Source organism: Arboricoccus pini, assembly GCF_900187945.1.
GTDB classification, from domain to species: Bacteria; Pseudomonadota; Alphaproteobacteria; order Geminicoccales; family Geminicoccaceae; genus Arboricoccus; species Arboricoccus pini.
In genome coordinates this window covers 206,540-224,203 of the sequence record NZ_FYEH01000007.1, presented here as the reverse complement: position 1 = coordinate 224,203, position 17,664 = coordinate 206,540, and the positions used below count along the sequence as shown (strand labels likewise).

At 67.1% G+C, this 17,664-nt stretch carries 16 protein-coding genes; 10 read left to right on the top strand and 6 right to left on the bottom strand.

All coding sequences use genetic code 11. The annotated features are described in order from the left end of the window. The first annotated feature begins 21 nt into the window (after positions 1 to 21). From CFB17_RS11900 to CFB17_RS11880, 5 genes are all read left to right on the top strand, one after another. On the top strand, positions 22 to 216 hold the full coding sequence (locus CFB17_RS11900; RefSeq protein WP_088561765.1) for a twin transmembrane helix small protein: 195 nt from the start codon (positions 22 to 24) through the stop codon (positions 214 to 216). After that, a complete protein-coding gene (locus CFB17_RS11895) occupies positions 213 to 785 on the top strand; it encodes a cob(I)yrinic acid a,c-diamide adenosyltransferase (RefSeq protein ID WP_088561764.1) in 573 nt (190 codons plus the stop codon). The genes CFB17_RS11900 and CFB17_RS11895 overlap by 4 nt, the downstream gene beginning before the upstream one ends. Positions 786 to 977: 192 nt before the next feature. Beyond that, a complete protein-coding gene (locus CFB17_RS11890; protein WP_088561763.1) occupies positions 978 to 1,739 on the top strand; it encodes an electron transfer flavoprotein subunit beta/FixA family protein in 762 nt (253 codons plus the stop codon). Then, the gene (locus CFB17_RS11885) at positions 1,736 to 2,671 is read left to right on the top strand and encodes an electron transfer flavoprotein subunit alpha/FixB family protein (protein ID WP_088561762.1); all 936 of its coding nucleotides are present in this window, start codon (positions 1,736 to 1,738) and stop codon (positions 2,669 to 2,671) included. The genes CFB17_RS11890 and CFB17_RS11885 overlap by 4 nt, the downstream gene beginning before the upstream one ends. A 69-nt stretch (positions 2,672 to 2,740) precedes the next feature. Next, positions 2,741 to 3,655, top strand: coding sequence for a 3-hydroxybutyryl-CoA dehydrogenase (locus CFB17_RS11880; protein ID WP_088561761.1), 915 nt, complete (start codon positions 2,741 to 2,743; stop codon positions 3,653 to 3,655). Positions 3,656 to 3,751: 96 nt separating this feature from the next. Here CFB17_RS11880 and CFB17_RS11875 read toward each other — a convergent pair whose 3' ends face one another. After that, positions 3,752 to 4,228, bottom strand: coding sequence for an AAA family ATPase (locus CFB17_RS11875; RefSeq protein ID WP_088561760.1), 477 nt, complete (start codon positions 4,226 to 4,228; stop codon positions 3,752 to 3,754). A gap of 251 nt (positions 4,229 to 4,479) precedes the next feature. Here CFB17_RS11875 and CFB17_RS11870 point away from each other — a divergent pair, with 251 nt between their 5' ends. Beyond that, entirely contained in the window at positions 4,480 to 5,010 is a 531-nt protein-coding gene (locus tag CFB17_RS11870; protein WP_088561759.1) for an EF-hand domain-containing protein, read from the top strand. 78 nt (positions 5,011 to 5,088) lie between these two features. Here CFB17_RS11870 and CFB17_RS11865 read toward each other — a convergent pair whose 3' ends face one another. The 3 genes from CFB17_RS11865 to CFB17_RS11855 all read right to left on the bottom strand — a co-directional run bounded on the left by CFB17_RS11865 (position 5,089) and on the right by CFB17_RS11855 (position 10,537). Beyond that, entirely contained in the window at positions 5,089 to 9,153 is a 4,065-nt protein-coding gene (locus CFB17_RS11865) for an AAA family ATPase (RefSeq protein WP_165769585.1), read from the bottom strand. A 74-nt stretch (positions 9,154 to 9,227) separates the two neighbouring features. After that, on the bottom strand, positions 9,228 to 9,902 hold the full coding sequence (locus CFB17_RS11860; protein ID WP_165769584.1) for a DsbA family protein: 675 nt from the start codon (positions 9,900 to 9,902) through the stop codon (positions 9,228 to 9,230). Between the two features lie 95 nt (positions 9,903 to 9,997). After that, positions 9,998 to 10,537, bottom strand: a complete 540-nt coding sequence (locus CFB17_RS11855; RefSeq protein WP_165769583.1) for a DUF721 domain-containing protein — start codon at positions 10,535 to 10,537, stop codon at positions 9,998 to 10,000. A gap of 22 nt (positions 10,538 to 10,559) precedes the next feature. On the opposite strand from CFB17_RS11855, the gene CFB17_RS11850 reads away from it, so the two are divergent. Then, complete coding sequence (locus CFB17_RS11850) at positions 10,560 to 11,756, top strand: A/G-specific adenine glycosylase (protein ID WP_088561755.1); 1,197 nt, start codon at positions 10,560 to 10,562, stop codon at positions 11,754 to 11,756. Positions 11,757 to 11,771: 15 nt separating this feature from the next. On the opposite strand, the gene CFB17_RS11845 is transcribed toward CFB17_RS11850, so the two are convergent. Both CFB17_RS11845 and rsmI read right to left on the bottom strand, forming a co-directional pair. Next, positions 11,772 to 12,131, bottom strand: coding sequence for a YraN family protein (locus CFB17_RS11845; protein WP_088561754.1), 360 nt, complete (start codon positions 12,129 to 12,131; stop codon positions 11,772 to 11,774). Beyond that, positions 12,128 to 12,967, bottom strand: coding sequence for a 16S rRNA (cytidine(1402)-2'-O)-methyltransferase (gene rsmI / locus CFB17_RS11840; RefSeq protein ID WP_207762034.1), 840 nt, complete (start codon positions 12,965 to 12,967; stop codon positions 12,128 to 12,130). The genes CFB17_RS11845 and rsmI overlap by 4 nt, the downstream gene beginning before the upstream one ends. A 176-nt stretch (positions 12,968 to 13,143) precedes the next feature. Between rsmI and CFB17_RS11835 the strand changes: the two genes are divergently transcribed. The 3 genes from CFB17_RS11835 (at position 13,144) to CFB17_RS11825 (ending at position 17,207) form a co-directional block, all read left to right on the top strand. Further along, a complete protein-coding gene (locus CFB17_RS11835; RefSeq protein ID WP_243389863.1) occupies positions 13,144 to 14,280 on the top strand; it encodes a penicillin-binding protein activator in 1,137 nt (378 codons plus the stop codon). Between the two features lie 98 nt (positions 14,281 to 14,378). Then, entirely contained in the window at positions 14,379 to 16,226 is a 1,848-nt protein-coding gene (locus CFB17_RS11830) for a diguanylate cyclase domain-containing protein (protein WP_165769581.1), read from the top strand. Between the two features lie 108 nt (positions 16,227 to 16,334). Then, on the top strand, positions 16,335 to 17,207 hold the full coding sequence (locus CFB17_RS11825) for an alpha/beta hydrolase (RefSeq protein ID WP_088561751.1): 873 nt from the start codon (positions 16,335 to 16,337) through the stop codon (positions 17,205 to 17,207). Positions 17,208 to 17,664 lie beyond the last annotated feature (457 nt).

The following is a 17,664-nucleotide window of genomic DNA, read 5'->3' as shown; positions in this document are numbered from 1 at the left end:
GCAGCGTCTAAATAGGGTGTCATGATCATTGCCAATACCCTCCTGGCCATCCTGATGGCGGCGACGCTGGCCGTGCTGGTCACGGGCGTGCTGGGCTTTCTCAAGGGTGGCCCCTTCAACCAGCGCTATGGCAACCGCCTGATGCAGGCCAGGGTCGGGCTGCAATTCGCCTGCCTGGTGCTGGTGGCCATCATTCTCTTTGCCCACCTCACATGATCGCGCTCACGCGCATCTATACCAAAGGCGGCGATGGCGGGCAGACGTCGCTCGGCGATGGCAGCCGCGTCAGCAAGGATGACCTGCGCATCGAGGCGATCGGCAGCGTCGACGAGGTCAATGCCGTGATCGGCGTGGCGCGCGCCGACTTGCCGGCAGGCGATCCGGCCGATCTTATGCTGGCGCGCATCCAAAACGACCTGTTCGACCTGGGCGCCGATCTCTGCCGCCCCTTGCCGGACCCGGAGGGGCGAAGTGTGCTGCGCCTCCTGCCAGGCCAGGTCCAGCGGCTCGAGGCCGAGATCGATGCCATGAACGCCGAGCTCGAGCCCCTCACCTCCTTCGTGCTGCCGGGCGGCCGGCGGTCGGCAGCCCATCTCCACCACGCCCGCACCGTGACACGTCGGGCGGAGCGGCTGGCCGTGGCGCTGGGCCGGCAAGCTTCCCTCAACCCCGTCCTTCTCCATTACCTGAACCGGCTCTCGGACCATCTCTTCGTCCTGGCCCGAACCCTCAATGAGGGCGGCCGCGCGGATGTGCTCTGGGTTCCGGGCGCGCACAGGGGCTGAGGCATGCGGAGCTCCCCGCCGCCGATTGACAAGGCGTGATCGCAGCCCGTATCCGGTTCGCTGCTGCATTGCAAAGCGTCCAGCACGAGCGCTAGCCACATTAAAGTCGAGGCACGGCAACCGCAGGATGAAGATGACGATCGATCGTCCAAGCGTCGCGTCCAGGCTTCGATCCGCATCCAGGGATTGCGCATGAAGATCCTCGTACCCGTGAAACGGGTGGTCGATTACAACGTCAAGGTCAGGGTCAGGACCGACGGCAGTGGCGTCGATGTCGCCAACGTCAAGATGTCGATGAACCCCTTCGACGAAATCGCCGTCGAGGAGGCATTGCGCCTCAAGGAGAAGGGTGCCGCCAACGAGGTCGTGGCCGTCAGCATCGGCGATGCCAAGTGCCAGGAAACCCTGCGCTCCGCCCTGGCGATGGGTGCTGATCGCGCCATCCTGGTCGATCCGGGCAGTGTCTTTGGCCTGGACCTGCAGCCGCTGGCCGTGGCCAAGCTGTTGCGGGCCGTGGCGCTTCGCGAGGAGCCGGGCCTGATTCTTCTGGGCAAGCAGGCGATCGACGATGACAGCAACCAGACCGGGCAGATGCTGGCGGCCCTGCTCGACTGGCCGCAGGCGACCTTCGCCAGCGTCGTCAAGATCGAGGGCGAGGAAGCGCTCGTGACCCGTGAGGTCGACGAGGGTGCCGAGACCCTGGCCCTGCGCCTGCCGGCCGTGATCACGGCCGATCTGCGCCTGAACGAGCCGCGCTATGCGAGTCTGCCCAACATCATGAAGGCCAAGAAGAAGCCGATCGAAACGCTAAGTGCCGCCGATCTGGGCGTCGATCCGGCCCCGCGCCTGGCCTATACTAGTTTCGAGGAGCCCCCCCGCCGCCAGGCCGGCCAGAAGGTCGCCTCGGTGGCCGAGCTGGTCGAGAAGCTGAAGAGCGCTGGAGCGATCCGATGAGCAGCCTTGTTCTGGCACAGCACGACAATGCGACCCTCGACAAGGCAACGCTGCATGCGGTGACAGCAGCCTTGGCGCTGGGCGGCGACGTGCATGTCCTGGTGGCCGGGGCCGGGGCCGGCGAGGTTGCCGCCGCCACCGCCAAGGTGGCTGGCGTCGCCAAGGTTCTCCATGTCGACGACGAAAGCCTGCGGGCGCCTTTGGCCGAGACGCTGGGCGACCTGCTCCTCGGCCTTGCCAAGGACTATGACGCGCTGCTTTCGCCCTCCACGTCGCAGGGCAAGAACGTCCTGCCGCGCGTGGCGGCCCTTCTCGACGTCGCTCAGGTGAGCGACATCGTCGAGGTTGTCGATGCCAGAACCTTCAAGCGCTATATCTATGCGGGCAACGCCTTGGCGACAGTGAAGAGCCAGGATGGCAAGCAGGTCCTCACGGTTCGCACCACCGCCTTCGAGGCGGCGGCGGAGGAGGGCGGCAGTGCCGTGATCGAGCCGCTGGCGGCACCGACGGCGACGAGCCGGGTGCGCTTTGTCGGCCGTGAGGTGCACAAGAGCGAGCGGCCCGAGCTTACCAGTGCCCGCGTCGTCGTCTCTGGCGGACGGGGCGTGGCAAGTGCCGATAATTTCCGCCTCATCGAGGAACTGGCCGACGCCTTGGGCGCAGCCGTGGGCGCCAGCCGGGCGGCGGTCGACGCGGGCTATCGCCCGAACGACTATCAGGTGGGCCAGACTGGCAAGATCGTGGCGCCGGAACTCTATATCGCCGTCGGCATCTCCGGTGCCATCCAGCATCTGGCTGGCATGAAGGATTCCAAGATCATCGTCGCGATCAACAAGGACGAGGAAGCGCCGATCTTCCAGGTCGCCGATTTCGGCCTCGTGGCCGATCTATTCCAGGCGGTCCCCGCCATGACAGCGGCCCTCAAGGCCTAGACGAGCCCGATTTCGCTCCCCCGGCCGCCGGGCGGCCGGTTTTTCCCAAGACAGGCGGAACATCATTCCATGGCCGTAGCCTATGAGCGTAAAGCCTTCCCCCCCGTTCCCGAGATAAAGCGCATCGGCATCATCGGTGCCGGCCAGATGGGCGGTGGCATCGCGCAGGTGGCCGCGACCTCGGGCATCCTCGTCGATCTCGTCGACCTGTCGGCCGAGCGCATCGAGGCAACGCTGCAACGCATTGACGGCCTGCTCGACCGTCAGATCGCCAAGGGCAATCTTACCGCCGAGGAGAAGGAGGCGGCACTGTCCCGCATCCATACGGGCGAGAGCTTCGACAAATTGAGCGAGGCCGACCTCGTCGTCGAGGCGGCGACCGAGAATGAGGAGATCAAGAAGAAGATCTTCCGGGAGCTGGTGCCGCATCTCAAGGCCGACGCGCTGGTGGCCTCCAACACCTCGTCGATCTCGATCACCCGGCTGGCGGCGCAGACGGACCGGCCCGAGCGCTTCATCGGCATGCATTTCATGAACCCCGTGCCGGCCATGAAGCTGGTCGAGGTCATTCGCGGGATCGCCACCGAGGAGGAGACCTATCAGGCGATCCGCCGGCTGGCCGAGAAGATGGGCAAGCAGGCCGTCACGGCCGAGGACTTCCCGGCCTTCATCGTCAACCGCGTGCTGTTGCCGATGATCAACGAGGCGGTCTACACGCTCTACGAGGGCGTCGGCACGGTCGAGAGCATCGACACGGCCATGAAGCTTGGCGCCAACCATCCGATGGGGCCGCTCGAGCTTGCCGACTTCATCGGCCTCGATACCGCGCTCTCCATCATGCAAGTGCTCTATGAGGGTCTGGCGGACAGCAAATACCGCCCCTGCCCGCTCCTGGTGAAATATGTCGAGGCCGGCTGGCTCGGCCGCAAGGTCAAGCGCGGCTTCTACGACTATCGTGGCGCCACGCCCGTCCCGACGCGCTAGCGCCCGCGTCACATCCGATTTTGCGATGACCTTAAAGGCGCCCTCTTGACCGCACCTTGCAAAGCGAATCGAGTATCATGCCTACGGCCTTGCCGATCAGGCGGCGTTTTCGACAATGACCCGTTCCTCGTCCTCGGCCAGCGGCTCGAAATTGGCGCGCAGAGTTTCGAACGTCGAACGGGTCACGAGAAGCTCGCCCGGCCCGTGCGCGTTGCGCCGGTCCAGCCGCGCCCAGGCCTCGTCATCCGGACATCGCACGTCGTAGAGGCGAATTTCAGCGCCAAGCTCGGCCGCCTGGGCGCGGATCTCGTCGCGCTCGGCCCTCGACCAATAACCGCTGTCCAGGACCACGTCCTGCCCGAGCTCGATGCACCGATGCCACTGGTCGGTAATCAGGCTGAGCACGCGCGGGTACATCTGCTTGAACTGGCTCTCCGGCGGGTCGTCGCCGCAAAGACGGATCATCCATTCGTCATGCGTAAAGCGCATGGCCGGACAATCACGCTCCAGGCGGCGCGCCAGCGTCGTCTTGCCGACGCCCAAATAGCCGTGAATCAGATGGATAACGGGCATCGCAAACCTCGTGCCTGACCACTCGGATTAACATTGTGAAGGAATGATCTCACCATTGCTTTGACCCATTCCAGCCCCTGGAGTCGATGCACGCTTTCGCCGCCTCGCTCTTCGCTTGCTGCATAGCTATGCCCATGGCGCCATCAGACTGCCGATGGGAGCGGCACGGTTTGTGCAACCAAGACGCGAAAGCGATTGGTCCACTTCGACGATGCGAAGGGTGACCAGAACGGATAGGGATTGAGAAGACGATGGAGATCGGTACGACGAAGGGGGCCAGCCTTGTGCAGCTCTATCAGGTCAAGGCAAGCAGCCTCAGTGATCTGGATACGAACGGCGACAATGCGCTCGACTTGAACGAGGTCGCGAAGGCGCTGACCGGCAAGAATTACGCGGCAAAATCTGCCGACAAGGCAAATTCTGCCACTAAGAACACCTTCGACGCGCAGGATACCAACCGGGACGGGAAGCTCAGCAGCGACGAACTCGGCCGCGACAAAGGCGACACCGCCCAGGCCATGCAACTGACAATGGCCCAGTTGGCGGGCAATCTCCTCAAGAACTGGTGGTCGAAATCATCGACCAGCGATTCGGGGGACCAGGCATTCGGCCAGTTGACCGGCGATGGCGACAAGGGTGCGACCGCCGTGGCCTCCAGCGCGTTGTCGTCGACCAGCCGCGTCAACAGCGTGGTCGAGAGCGTGCTCGGCCGCTACCGGCAATGGCAGTCGGCCCGTGCGCAGCCGGCTTCCAACGGCGCCGGCACCGACCTTGCCGCCTGAGCCCCAAGGCAGCGCGAAAGGCGCAGGCCGGGTCCGACATCGGGGCGGCCGCGAGGTGGGCGGATCGATGAGGGTGACTCAGGCGGCTGACTGGCGCAGTTCGACCGCTTCGTCCAGGGCAACGGAGACCAGCCGCGAAACACCGCGCTCCACCATCGTCACGCCATAGAGGCGATGCATGCGGGCCATCGTCAAAGGGTGATGCGTGACGCAAAGGAAACGGGTGCCGGTCTCCTTGGCGATGGCCTCGGTCAACAGGACGAAGCGATCGACATTGGCATCGTCCAGCGGTGCATCCACCTCGTCCAGCACGCATAAGGGAGAAGGTGTGGCCAGGAAGAAGGCAAAGACCAGGGCCAGGCCGGTCATGCTCTTCTCACCACCCGAGAGCAGCGAGACATGGGTCAAACGCTTGCCGGGCGGCATGGCGTCGAGTTCCAGGCCGGCATTCAGCGGATCGTCGAGATTGGTGAGGCGCAAGCTTGCCTTGCCGCCTCCAAAAAGCTGATGGAAGAGTCGCTGGAAATGCCCTTCGACCGTGCCGAATGCCTTGAGTAGCCGCGCCCTTGCCTCGCCGTTCAAGGTGGTGATCGCACGCCGCAGCCGGTCGACGGCGCCCTCTACCTCGGCGACCTCGCGCTCGCTGCCCTCCAGCGCCGCCTGCATTTCCTCAAGTTCGACGGCCGCACGCAGATTGACGGCGCCCAGGCGGTCGCGAGAGGTGCGCAGCCGATCGAGCCGCCTTGCCAGTTCCGCCTCGCCTTGTTCGGCGTCATCGCCCTCCAGTTGGTCCTCGTCGCTCGGCTGCGCAGCGGCCAGCGCCTCTGCCCGCTGGGATTCGGCGGCTTCCCGCCTGCCACTCTCGCGCGCCAGCTCCGCCTCGAGAATGGCCAGCCTCTCGCGCCGTTCGGCAATCAGGGTTTCGCTCGCACGCTGCTGCCGCTCCGCCTCGGCAAGGTCTCGTTCGATCGCCGCCACCTCGGCGCCGACGGCGGTGACCTCCGCCTCCGCCGCCCGATGCTCGGCCTGGATCGGCGGCTCGCCCATGGCTTCCGGTCCCAGGGCGACCAATCGCAGGCTCAATCCCTCGACCCGCGCCGCCGCGGCCTGCGCGCGACGCCTGGCCGCCTCGATATCCTGGCAGAGGCGCGCTTCCTCCTGCTCCAGGGCACGTGCCCGTTCCTCGTCGCGGGCGAGGCCGCGCAGCACGACCTCCAGCCTCGTCCGGCACGCAGCATGCGCTTCCGATGCCGCTAAAGCAGCCGCTCCCAGCGCCTCCACCTCCGCCAGCGCCGCGGCACGCGCGGCGCCGGCCGACTCCAGTAGCCGTGCGGCCGACCGGCCGGCCTCGTCCGCGGCCGCTAATTCGGCCTCCAGTCGCTGCCTCTCTGCCCGCAGCGCAGCCGAGTTAGCCGCCAGCTCGGCCGCCTGGCCGGCTTCCTTGAGTGCCGCCGCCTCCAACCCTGATCGATCCATGGCCAGGAGTCGATCCTGGTCCTCGAGTTCCCTTTGCAGGCGCCGCCAGACAGCCTCCTGCTCGACCACCGCTTGGTGCGCCGTCGCCGCCGCCTCGCGCAACGCCGTGGCCCGGCCCTCCAGCACCTCGCCTTCCTCGGCAAGACGACGAGTCTCGTCCTCGCCGAGGCCGGCGGCCTGCAGCGCCGCCAGATCGCGTGCCGGCTCCTGGCTCTCCTCCAGAAGGGTCGCCAGATCGCGCCTCAGCCGCTGTTGCTCGGCCATGGCCGCCGCTGCCGCTGCCCGACACTTCTCCTCTTCATGTCCTGCTTGCGTCTCAACCCGTTCGGCCTCGCGAGCTTCCTTGTCAGCGGCATCCGCCGCCTCCCGCAGCTGACCAAGCGTTACCGCCATCGACTGGACGTCCGCCGCCGTCGCCGCCCGCGCCGCCGCCTTGGGCTCGATCTCCCGCCGCACCGCCGCCAGGCGACGACGCTGCGTTAGCCGCGCCGCCGCCTCGCCCGAGCTCGCGAGCCGGACGAAACCATCCCAACGCCAAAGATCGCCCTCGCGGCTGACCAACCGCTGTCCCTGCCGGAGCCGTTCCTGCAACGCCGGGCCCCGCGATCGCTCGATCAGCCCCACCTGGCAAAGCCGTGCCTGCAGGGCCGCCCCGCCACTCACCAGCCCGTCCATCGCCACGGCCTCAGTTGGCAGACTTGGTCCCATCTCCATAGAGGCCGGCAGCGAGCGCCAATGCGTAGGCGCCTGTCCATCCGCATCGGCCAGCAGATCGTCACCCAATGCAGCCGCCAGGGCGGCGCCCAAGCCTTCATCCAGCACCAGTCGGTCGATCATGGGCTGCCCCGGCATCTCGGGCACCAGCGCTTCCAGGCTGGCCCGTTCGGCCTCCAACCGGGCCAGCTGTGCCGCAGCATCCGACGCAGCCCTCTGGCGAACCTCCATGTCGCGCTCGGCCTCCTCGCGCTCCCGGGCCAAACGCGCGCGCTCGGCCTCGGCCGTCGCGCGCCGGGCTCGCGCCAGGGCGAACACCTCCGCCGCCGCTGGAAGGTCGAAGCCTGCGAGCTGACGATCGACGGCCTCCAGACGCTGCTCCAGGGCGACGCGCCGCTGCTCCAGGCGCGCAAGATCGCGCTCCAAGCCCTGCCGGCGGGCCACGGTGGCCTCATGCCGGGCAACGGCCTCGCCACGTTTGGCCTCGTGGCGGAGCGCCGCCTCGCGCGCCTCGCCGGCCGCCAGCGCCGCCTCGGCCTGGGCCTGTCGTAGGCCGGGCAAGCTTGCCTCGGCCGCCGCGACAGCCGCCGCCAAGCTTTGCCGTCGCGCGCCGCCGGATTCGAGAGCCTGGCGAAACGCGGCGATTTCGTCGCGCAGGCGATCGAGCGGAGTTGCATCCAGCTCGGCCGGCAGCGCCTCCAACGCGGCCTTGAGACCGGCTGTCGCGTCGTGCAGGCGCTGGCAGTCGAGACCTGCCGTCTTGAAGGCCGCCTCGGCCCCAGCAAGCCGCTGACGCGCCTCCGCCAAGGCTGCCTCCGCCTCGTCGCGGCGGGTTGCCAGGCGCGGGAGTTCGTCCTCGTCCGCAGCACGGGCCAGGCTTACCTGTTTCAGCGCACGACGAAGGTCCAAAAGCAGCTCGACTGCAGCATTTCGGCGGGCGTCGATCTCCGGAACGCTTTGCCCCTCCGCTCGGGCCTCGGCCTCGGCCGCCGCCAGTTCCTGGCGGAGAGCCTCGCGATCCGCCGCCGCCGCCGCCAGGGCCGCCATTTGCGCCGCCGCCCGTTCGCCCAACTGGGCCGCAAGCGCGGTGGCGGCGGTCAGCCGGTCGCGCGCAAGAGCCTGGCGGCGCTGGGCCTGGTCGCGCGCGCTTCGGGCTTCTGTTGCCGCGCGAGTGGCCTCCGCCAGCTCGACGCGCAGACCGTAGGCCTGGCCCTGCAGACGCTGGATCGTGGCGACCAGATCGGTCAGTCGAACTTCGGCCAGACGCCGCTCCAACGCGCGCAGTCGCGCCGAGAGGCGGCGATAACGGAGCGCCTGGGAGGCCTGCCGCTCGAGCTCGCCCAGGCGCTGGCGCCTGGTCGTCAAGAGATCGGCCAAGCGGCCGAGATTGGCCTCCGTCGTGGCGAGGCGCAATTCCGCTTCACGCCGCCGTGCATGCAGGCCGCCTATGCCGGCTGCGTCTTCGAGCAGACGCCGCCGCTCGTCCGGCCTGGCCTCGACGATAAGGCCGATCTGCCCCTGGCCGACAATGGCGGCACTGCGCGCACCGGCCGAGGCGTCGGCGAAGAGCATCTGCACGTCGCGCGCCCTAATCTCGCGCCCGTTAAGCCGATAGCTGGAACCGACACCCCGGCCAATGCGGCGAACGATCTCGATATCCTCGATCTGCTCGAAGCCCGTCAGAGACGCGATCGGCCCCTGGAGCTTGAGCGCGACCTCGGCGAAGTCGAAGGCGGGGCGAAAGGCGGAGCCGTTGAAGATGACATCGTCCATGCCGGAACCGCGCAAGCCCCTGGCCGAACTCTCCCCCATGACCCAACGGAGCGCGTCAACGACATTCGACTTGCCGCAGCCATTGGGCCCGACGATTCCCGTCAGGCCGGGCTCGATCGCCAGGTCAACGGGATCGGAGAAGGACTTGAAACCGCTGATGCGAAGATGCCTGACGTCCAATGCTTCCAGCCGCGACTACCTTTGGGCGACTGGATCGTTACCATCACGCTCGCGCGAGGTATAGGGCGCGCGCCTCAACCCAAAAGTGGGTCGATGATCTTGGCGAACTCGTCGATGCTGCGGGCACCCGGATAGCCCTTGCCATTGATGATGAAGGTCGGCGTGGAATCGACCTTGAACTCCGATTGCGCCTTCAGCCGCGACTGCAAGACGGCATCGGTCAGGGCCTGGTCGGCGAGGCAGGCGTCGATCCGGGTCGCGTCCAGGCCACCGGCCATGGCCAGCTGCTTCAAGGCGGCCTGCGGATCCTCGGCCAGCACCCAGCGGCGCTGGTTCTTGAACATCACGTCGACAAAGAGCGGATAGCGATCGCCGGCGCAGTGAGCGATGACGGAGGCCGAGAGCGCTAGCCGGTCAAGTGGAAAATCGCGCTGGATGAACTTGACCTTGCCCGTGTCGATGTAGCGGGCCTTGAACGCATCGAACGTCGTGTCCTGGAACTCGGCGCAATGCGGGCAGGTCAACGAGGAATACTCGATCACCGTGACCGGCGCGTCGTCGCGCCCGAGCGGATGATCCTCGACCTTGGCGGCGGGCGGAGTGGCAGCGGCGGGCGGGGTAGTGGTGGCCGGCGGATTGGCAGCGGGCGGGGTCTGCGCCGTTGCCGCGTGGCCGCCGAGCGAGAAGAGGCCGACGCCTCCGAGCAGACCGGCGGTGGTCAAAGAAAGTCGACGGCGGTTGACGAGCATCAATCCTCGCATGCGGCAGAGCGGCGAATGAGGGGGAGGTAGAGGCATGAGCCTCTGAGGGCAAGCAACAAAACCTTTAAGAATCGGCAACCCGTTCAAGATCGCCGTAGGGCCACCTTCCGACCGAGCGACAACAAGGCAGCCTGCAATTCGGCATTGCCGATGACGCCGACGGCTTCGCTGAGCCGGCTCTCCTCGGCGGCATCCAGCCGGCGCGGCGGCCGGCGCAGCACGATCGGTTTCGGGGGCACCGCCATCGCCACGAAGCGCAGGCCGCGGATGGCCGGAAAGCCGAAGAAGCGATTGACCCGTTCGACGATCTGCGAGGCCGCGTGCTGCAGCTCCAGGGCGGCCGCCCCGCTAGCCTGCAGGACGAGAATGCCGCCGCCGGCCTCGCGAGCGGTACGCTGGCGTCCCCTCTCGAAGCGTACGGCCACTGGCTGGCAGCGCGCGGCCAGCGTGGGACCGACGATCGTCCCCCATTCGGAGAGGATACTGCTCTCGGCAAAGCCATGCGCGCGAGCGGCCGGCGCGAGCAACCCGCCCAGCAACGAGCCCACGCGCGCCGTCGCGTAGCGCCGCCTTGCCGGCGCTTCTTCCTTGCCTCCCGCCTCGCTCCCCTTCTCTCGCGCCACGATCCCTCTATGGTCAGCCGCCATGTCCGTCCATTCTGCCACAATCGGCCGTTCCGGCCCAGGACCCGGCCTGCCGGCGCCGCCGGACGTGCTGCGCGCAACGCTGCTCGACTGGTATGATCGCCACAAGCGGGATCTTCCCTGGCGCGCCAAGGCCGGACTGACGGCCGATCCCTACGCCGTCCTGGTCAGCGAGATCATGCTGCAACAGACGACCGTTGCGACCGTGAGGCCGCGTTTTTTGCGCTTCATGCAGCGTTTCCCCACCCTGGCCCGGCTGGCCGAGGCCCCCCTGGAGGCCGTTCTGCATGAATGGGCGGGCCTCGGCTATTACCGACGCGCCCGGGGCCTCCATGCCTGCGCCCGACAGGTCGCCGCCGGCCATGCAGGAACGCTGCCAGCCGATCTGCAGGCCCTGCAGGCCCTGCCCGGACTCGGCCCCTATACCGCGGCCGCCATCGGTGCCATCGCCTTCGGGCTCGCCGCAGTGCCGGTCGACGGCAATGTCGAGCGGGTTCTGGCACGTCTGGTGGCTCTGGCCTCGCCGCTGCCGCCTGCAAGGCGGATGATCGTCGAGCTGGCGGCTGCCCTGGCCCGCCAGGAGCGAGCCGGCGATTTCGCCCAGGCGCTCATGGAACTGGGCGCGCTGATCTGCACGCCGCGCACGCCCTCCTGCCTCACTTGCCCCTGGCAGGTGCCATGCCGAGGCCGGGCCTCCGGGCGTCCTGTGGATTTTCCACAGCGATCCGCCCGTGGCATCCGCCCGGAGCGCCACGCGATCGCCTTTCTCTCGCGTCGGCCCGACGGCGCCGTCCTCCTTCGCCAGCGAGCACCCGAGGGCCTGCTGGGCGGCATGGTCGAGCTACCGGCCAGCAACTGGGACCAGGCGCAGGCGCACGAGCCGACGATTGACGCCATGCTGGCCGCCGCCCCCCTTGCCGCCAGCTACCGGCTGTTGCCCGAATCCGTCCGTCATGTCTTCACCCATTTCTCGCTGCATCTCCGGGTGGCCGTCGCCCTTCTCGCTCCCGATACGGCCGCACCGGTTGGCTGCTTCTGGGCGCCACCGTCAACGATGGCAGACCTTGCCTTGCCTACCCTCACCCGCAAGCTGCTGAAGCTGGGCCGGTCGGCTGACGATCGCGAGCCGCAGAGCAAAGAGCCGAAGAACACGAGGCGAGGCCGATCCCCGGCGGGTCGATCCACCCTTCCCCCATGAGGCCGGCACGCCAGCTTAGTCGCGCCAGATGTCTTGAACGTGACGCGGCAGCCGCCAGGGCGTCACGATGACGAGGTCGAAACGGCAGTCGAGATCAGCCAGCTCCGGCCGGTGACCTAGGTACCAACTGGCGGCATTGCGAATGCGGCGCTGCTGCCGGGGCTGCAGCGCCATGAGCCCGTCGATGCCGGCAGAGCGCAGTTTCACCTCGACGAAGACGAGGACCCGCCCCCGCCTGGCGATCAGATCGATCTCCCCCGCGGGCGTGCGCAGGCGACGGGCGATGACGCTGTAAGCCTTGAGGCGGAGCGACCAGGCGGCCAGCGCCTCGGCAAGGCGACCGGCCCGCTCGGCTGCCCGCCGCCTGCCGCTCATCCGCCCTCGTCCAGTCGCCGGAGCTCGAGAATGCGCTCATAGAGGCGATTGACGGGCAGGCCGGTCGCCGAGGCGACGGCCGCCGCCGCCTGGCGCGGCCGCATCTCCAAAAGAGCGTCGCGCAAGCGCTGGTCGAGGTCGGCCGGCGTCGCCACGTCGCCCGAAGGCGGCCCAATGACGACCGTGATCTCGCCCTTGGGCTGACCCTCGTGGGCATAATGGGCAGCCAGTTCCTCAAGGGGGCCACGCCGGACCTCCTCGAAGAGCTTCGTCAGTTCGCGTGCCACCGCCGCCTGTCGCTGGCCGAGCGTTGCCGCGGCATCGGCCAGCATGTCGGCCAACCGGCCAGGAGATTCGAGAAAGACCAACGTCGCGTCCAGTGCGGCCAGCCCGGTAAGGGTCGAGCGACGCGCCGCCTGCCGGGGCGGCAGGAAGCCCGCGAAGAGGAAGCGGTCGGTCGGCAGGCCGGCGATCGACAGCGCCGCCAAAACGGCCGAGGCGCCGGGCACGGCGCGCACGGCGATGCCAGCATCGGCGGCCTCGCGCACGAGCTTGAAACCCGGATCCGAGATGCAGGGCGTACCGGCGTCGCTCACCAGGGCCACGCATTCGCTCGCGCGCAGTTTTTCCATGACAATCGGGCGTACCATAGGGGCATTATGGTCATTATATGCCATGAGGCGGCGGCGTATCCCGAGATGCTGCATGAGCCGCATGGTGACGCGGGTATCCTCGCAGAGTACGAGATCCGCCTTACGCAGGAGTTCGCCGGCACGCGGGCTGAGGTCGCCCAGATTGCCGATCGGCGTGGCTACGACGTAGAGCCCCGGCGCCATCGGTCCACGTTTACTTGGCAAAGGGGCTTCGCTAGGGTCCGCGCCACTGGCGACATCATCATCGTTCGCCTCCGCATTCATGATCGGCAATGTCTTTCGGGAGTATCCAATTGGCCTCGTCTGCAGTCGCGACCCGAGAACGCCGACCGTCCCGTGTGACGATGTGCCTCTTGGGCGTGACCCTGCTGGCGCTTGGCGCCTGCACGCGCGCCGACGAAACCACGCCGCTTGCCGCGCCGCAACCGCAGGCTGCTCGGACGGCACAGGCGGACGTCCCCACTGCACAATCCCACGCCAAGGTGGGCCTGCTGCTGCCGCTTACCGGCCGTGCCGCCGCCGTCGGCCAGGACATGCAAGACGCGGCGCAGATGGCGCTCTTCGACGCCCAGTCCGACCTTCAACTGCTGACGGAGGACACCGGCGATTCGCCGGAGCAGGCGTTGCGCGCCACCCAGACAGCCCTGGACCAGGGCGCCAGTCTCATTCTCGGCCCGCTCTTTGGCAATTCCGCACGCAACATCGCCCCGGCCGCGGCCGGGCGTGGCATAAACGTCATCACCTTCTCCAACGACGCTACCGTCGCCCGGCCCGGGCTCTTCGTCCTGGGCTTCCGCCCGGAAGAGCAGGTCGAGCGCATCGTCCGCTTCGCGCACGATAATGGCGCCAAGCGCGTGGCGCTCCTCGCTCCCGACGACGCCTATGGCAATCTTGCGACCGCCGCCTTCAGGCGTACCATGGCGACCCTGGATCCCTCCGGCACATCCAGCCAGACCATCCTCTATCCTGCCGATGGCGATGCCAGCGCGGCACTGCAAACGGCCGCCACCAGCGGCGTTCCGTTCGACGCGATTCTCATCGCCGACGGCGGTCAGCGGCTGGTCCAGGTCGCCGCGCAGATCAAGAGCGGACCGAACGCCGCCACTCGATTGCTTGGTACGCGCCGCGTCGAGGAGGATAGCAGCATCTTGTCGGCAGCGCCGCTGCAGGGTGCCTGGATCGCCGGCATGGCGCCCGACGCCGTCCAGAGCTTCATGAACCGGTTCGCCACCGTCTATGGCCACCAGCCGAACGAGTTGGCGGTGCTCAGCTACGATGCCGTGGGCCTGGCCGCTCTTTTGGCCCGCTCCAACACCGGCTTTGCCGCCAGTGCCATCACCGATCCCCAGGGCTTCTACGGCGTGCTCAGCCCGTTCCGGCTGAAGCCGGATGGCACCTCGGAGCATAATCTGGCCATTCTCCAGGTAGACCAGGGCAAGCTGTCCGTCCTGGCTCCCGCGGCGCAAAGCTTTCAGAGCGACGTGCCCACGAATTGAGCCTCGCGCCTGATACCGGTCCCTTAAACCTAATCATTGCAAAAAGTTCGCATACGTCTATCTAGGGTTGATATCTGATGACTCGGTATCAATTCGCTATGACGTTGGAAAACCTTGGATTTTGTGGCCCCAAGGCCGTTCTTGGCGAGCGTGAGCAGCGCCAGTGGCCTCTCAATGGCGCACGCTTCATCGAGGTTTTGCGCCAGGAAGCTACAGCGCGCCTCGCCGCGCAGCGGGGGCATCGGGTTCTACTCCTGCAAGCCGAGCATGAGATCGGCCTACGGACGAGGCGCGGCCTGCAGGAGCCCAACATGCGCGCGCCGCTCGAGGTCGACATCGTCACGACCACGGAAGGGGCTATCCGCGCACTCGGTCAGGACCAATACGACGTCTGCATCCTAGACTGGCCGGCCGAATCCCCCGAGCAGCCGCCCGCTATCCTGGCCGCCATCGAGCGCATGGGGATCATTCTGCCGGTCATCGGGCTCAGCCGCCGAGGCGCCAGCGCCGCTGAGGCGGAGGCGCTCCAGTTGGGCATCGCTGATGTCATCGATCTCGAGGATCTGGATGCGCGGCGCTTAGAGCGGGCGATCCGGATGTCGGCGCACCGCCAGCGCACCACGCTCCATCTCGACCGGATGGCGCATCTCGATCCCCTGACCGGGCTTGGCAATCGCACCTTCCTGCACGACCGGCTGGCGCATGCCATTGGCCAGGCCAAGCTGCATCGGGGCGAGATCGCCGTCATGATGCTGGACCTGAACGGCTTCAAGGCGATCAATGACGAGATGGGTCATGCCGCCGGTGACGAGCTATTGCGCGCCATCGGCGAGCGCTTCAAGGCCCGGCTGCGTGTCGGCGACACGATCGCCCGCCCGGGCGATGACGAGTTCGCCTTCGTCATCGAGGGGCTGGGAAGCGCAAGCGACGCCAGAGCCGCGGCAAGGAAACTGCTCGCGGCAGTGGAGGCACCCTTCGTTATCGATGGGCAGGAGGTGCGGGTCGGCGCCAGCCTGGGCGCTGCCCGGTTTCCGGTCGTTTCCGACGATGCGGCCACCCTTCTGCGGCTTGCCGACGGCGCTATGTACACCGCCAAGATGGAGCGTACCCGCGAGCCACGTTTCCATGCGAGCATCGAGAAGGCCTTCGGCGTGCCGCGCGGGTCGTCGAACAGCCCGCTCGCGACCATGCTGCGCGAGGATCTGATAGCCCTGCGCTTCGAGCCCCAGACCCCCTTGGCCTCCGACCGGGTCGGTATCAGCGTCGTGCTGCAGACGCCGGAATCGGTCCCCGATTTCGGTACGGGCAGCTTGAATGCCCTGACCGAGCAGGCCGGCATGGGCGAACTCCTGACCAACTGGCTGCTGGAGCGCATCTGCCTTCAGGCGCGCGCCTGGCAAAAGATCTATCCAACGCCCTTTCATATGAGCCTGCCGATCCTCTCGCGACGCCAGCTCCTCTGGCCCGATCTGGCACCGACCATCCAGGATCAACTGCAACGGCATGGCCTGCCGCGCGCCATGCTCGAAATCGAGATCGACGAACGATTGCTGCAGAAACAGCTGACGGCCGGCGGCGTCCTGCATGAACTCCGACGCGCCGGCATGCGCCTTGCCGTCACCGATTTCGGTCGCACGCTCGGAGCGCTGCGCCTGCTCCAGGAAGCCCCTGTCCAGACACTGAAGCTCTCAGCTGTCCTCACCAATCCCATGACCAGGGAGGAACGCGCCACGAGGTTGACCCGCGGCCTCTTGCATCTGGCGCATGACATGCGCCTGCGTGTCGTCGCCGACGGTGCCACCACGCGCGAACAACTGACGTTTTTGCACGGCATCGGCTGCGATGCCGTGCAACGCACGCCACTTACCCGCCAGCTCACCGTCCAGGAGTGCACCGCTTGGCTGGATGAGAATTTGAGGCCCCCATTGAGGGCAACCTTCCGCTAGAACGCTGACGCGCACCCTTTCATGCTCGCGCACGCATGGCAGCCATGCTTGCCTTCCGGCCGTAGGATGCTCAAGTCTTGCATAACCGATACTGTGACGGAACGTACGATGCGACTGGTGGTCAAGGGCGCTGTCGCCTATGGCGCCGTCCTGGCGGGCTTGTACTGGCTCCAGGATTCGATGCTTTTTCCCAAGGCCGAGGCGGCGATCGCCGCCTATCCGTTGCCGAAGGAGGCGCGACCCTTGGCGCTGCGCACGGCCGACGGCTACACGATCCACGGCCACCATCTACCCGCCCGCGAACCGTCGCGCGGCTTGATGATCGCTTTTCCCGGCAATGGCTGGAATGCCGAGGATTTCCTCTTCTTTCTTGGTCACAAGCTGGCCGATTTCGACCTTGTGGCTTTCCATTACCGGGGCTACGGCCCCAATGCGGGCCGCCCGGGCGAGCGGGCTTTCTTCGCCGACGCGCTCTCGATCCACGAAGCGCTCACGGCAGAGTTGCGTCCCAAGGCCGTCTATACCGCGGGCTTTAGCATCGGTACGGGCGTTGCCGGCTATCTGGCCTCGATGCGTCCCGTCGCGGGAACTCTCCTGGTGACGCCGTTCGATTCGATGGAAGCCATCGCGAGGCAGCGCTTTCCCTGGGCGCCGACCGGCTTGCTTCTGCGGCACCGCTTCCGCACGGCGACGCATCTGGCTGGCTCCGATGTGCCGGTCGCCATGATCATGGCAGGTGACGACAAGATTGTACCGCCGGCCCGCAGTCTAGCTCTGCGGCAGGCCCTGCGGCGCGTCGTCTTTGCCTCGACCATCCCGAAGGTCGGCCACAGCGCCATCTACGAGGACGAGCGTTTCGATGAAGCCTTGAACCAGGCCATGCTCCACCTCGAGGGTGCGGCTGAGGACCCGGCCCGGGTCGACGACGATCGCCGTCACTTCGTGCCGCACAGCCTGCCGCTCCTTGTCCCCAGCACCTGAACCCGTCGGCATGACACCCCTGTGCGCATACACTGCCGCCATCGATGGTCGATGATGCGCTACGAACTCGCCACCCTATCCGCTTCGTTCCGGTGATCAACGATACCACCGAGGCAACCCGATCCTTGATCGCCGATCGCGAGGTCAAAGGTAGGCTGTTCGGCTAGCTGGCGCATGGAGCTAGACCCGTTGGGCCGCGTTCGCCGTCTAGCAACGCTTCGAGATACCCGAGGACATGACAGCTGCGCGGCGACGGGCCCGTGCTGCCGGCCAGTCCCTTCACTGCCGGTAACGTCGGAACGTTGTTGGAGATGAAGGCCCACGTACAGACCCTGCCCTTTCGTGCCGCCGACCAGGATCGGCGCAAGTGGCGGCATCTACGAGTTCGGGACATACCGGTTGAAACCAGGCGGGCCGCAGCGCCCGCACTTGCAAGCTGGGAAGCCGCAACCCTGCC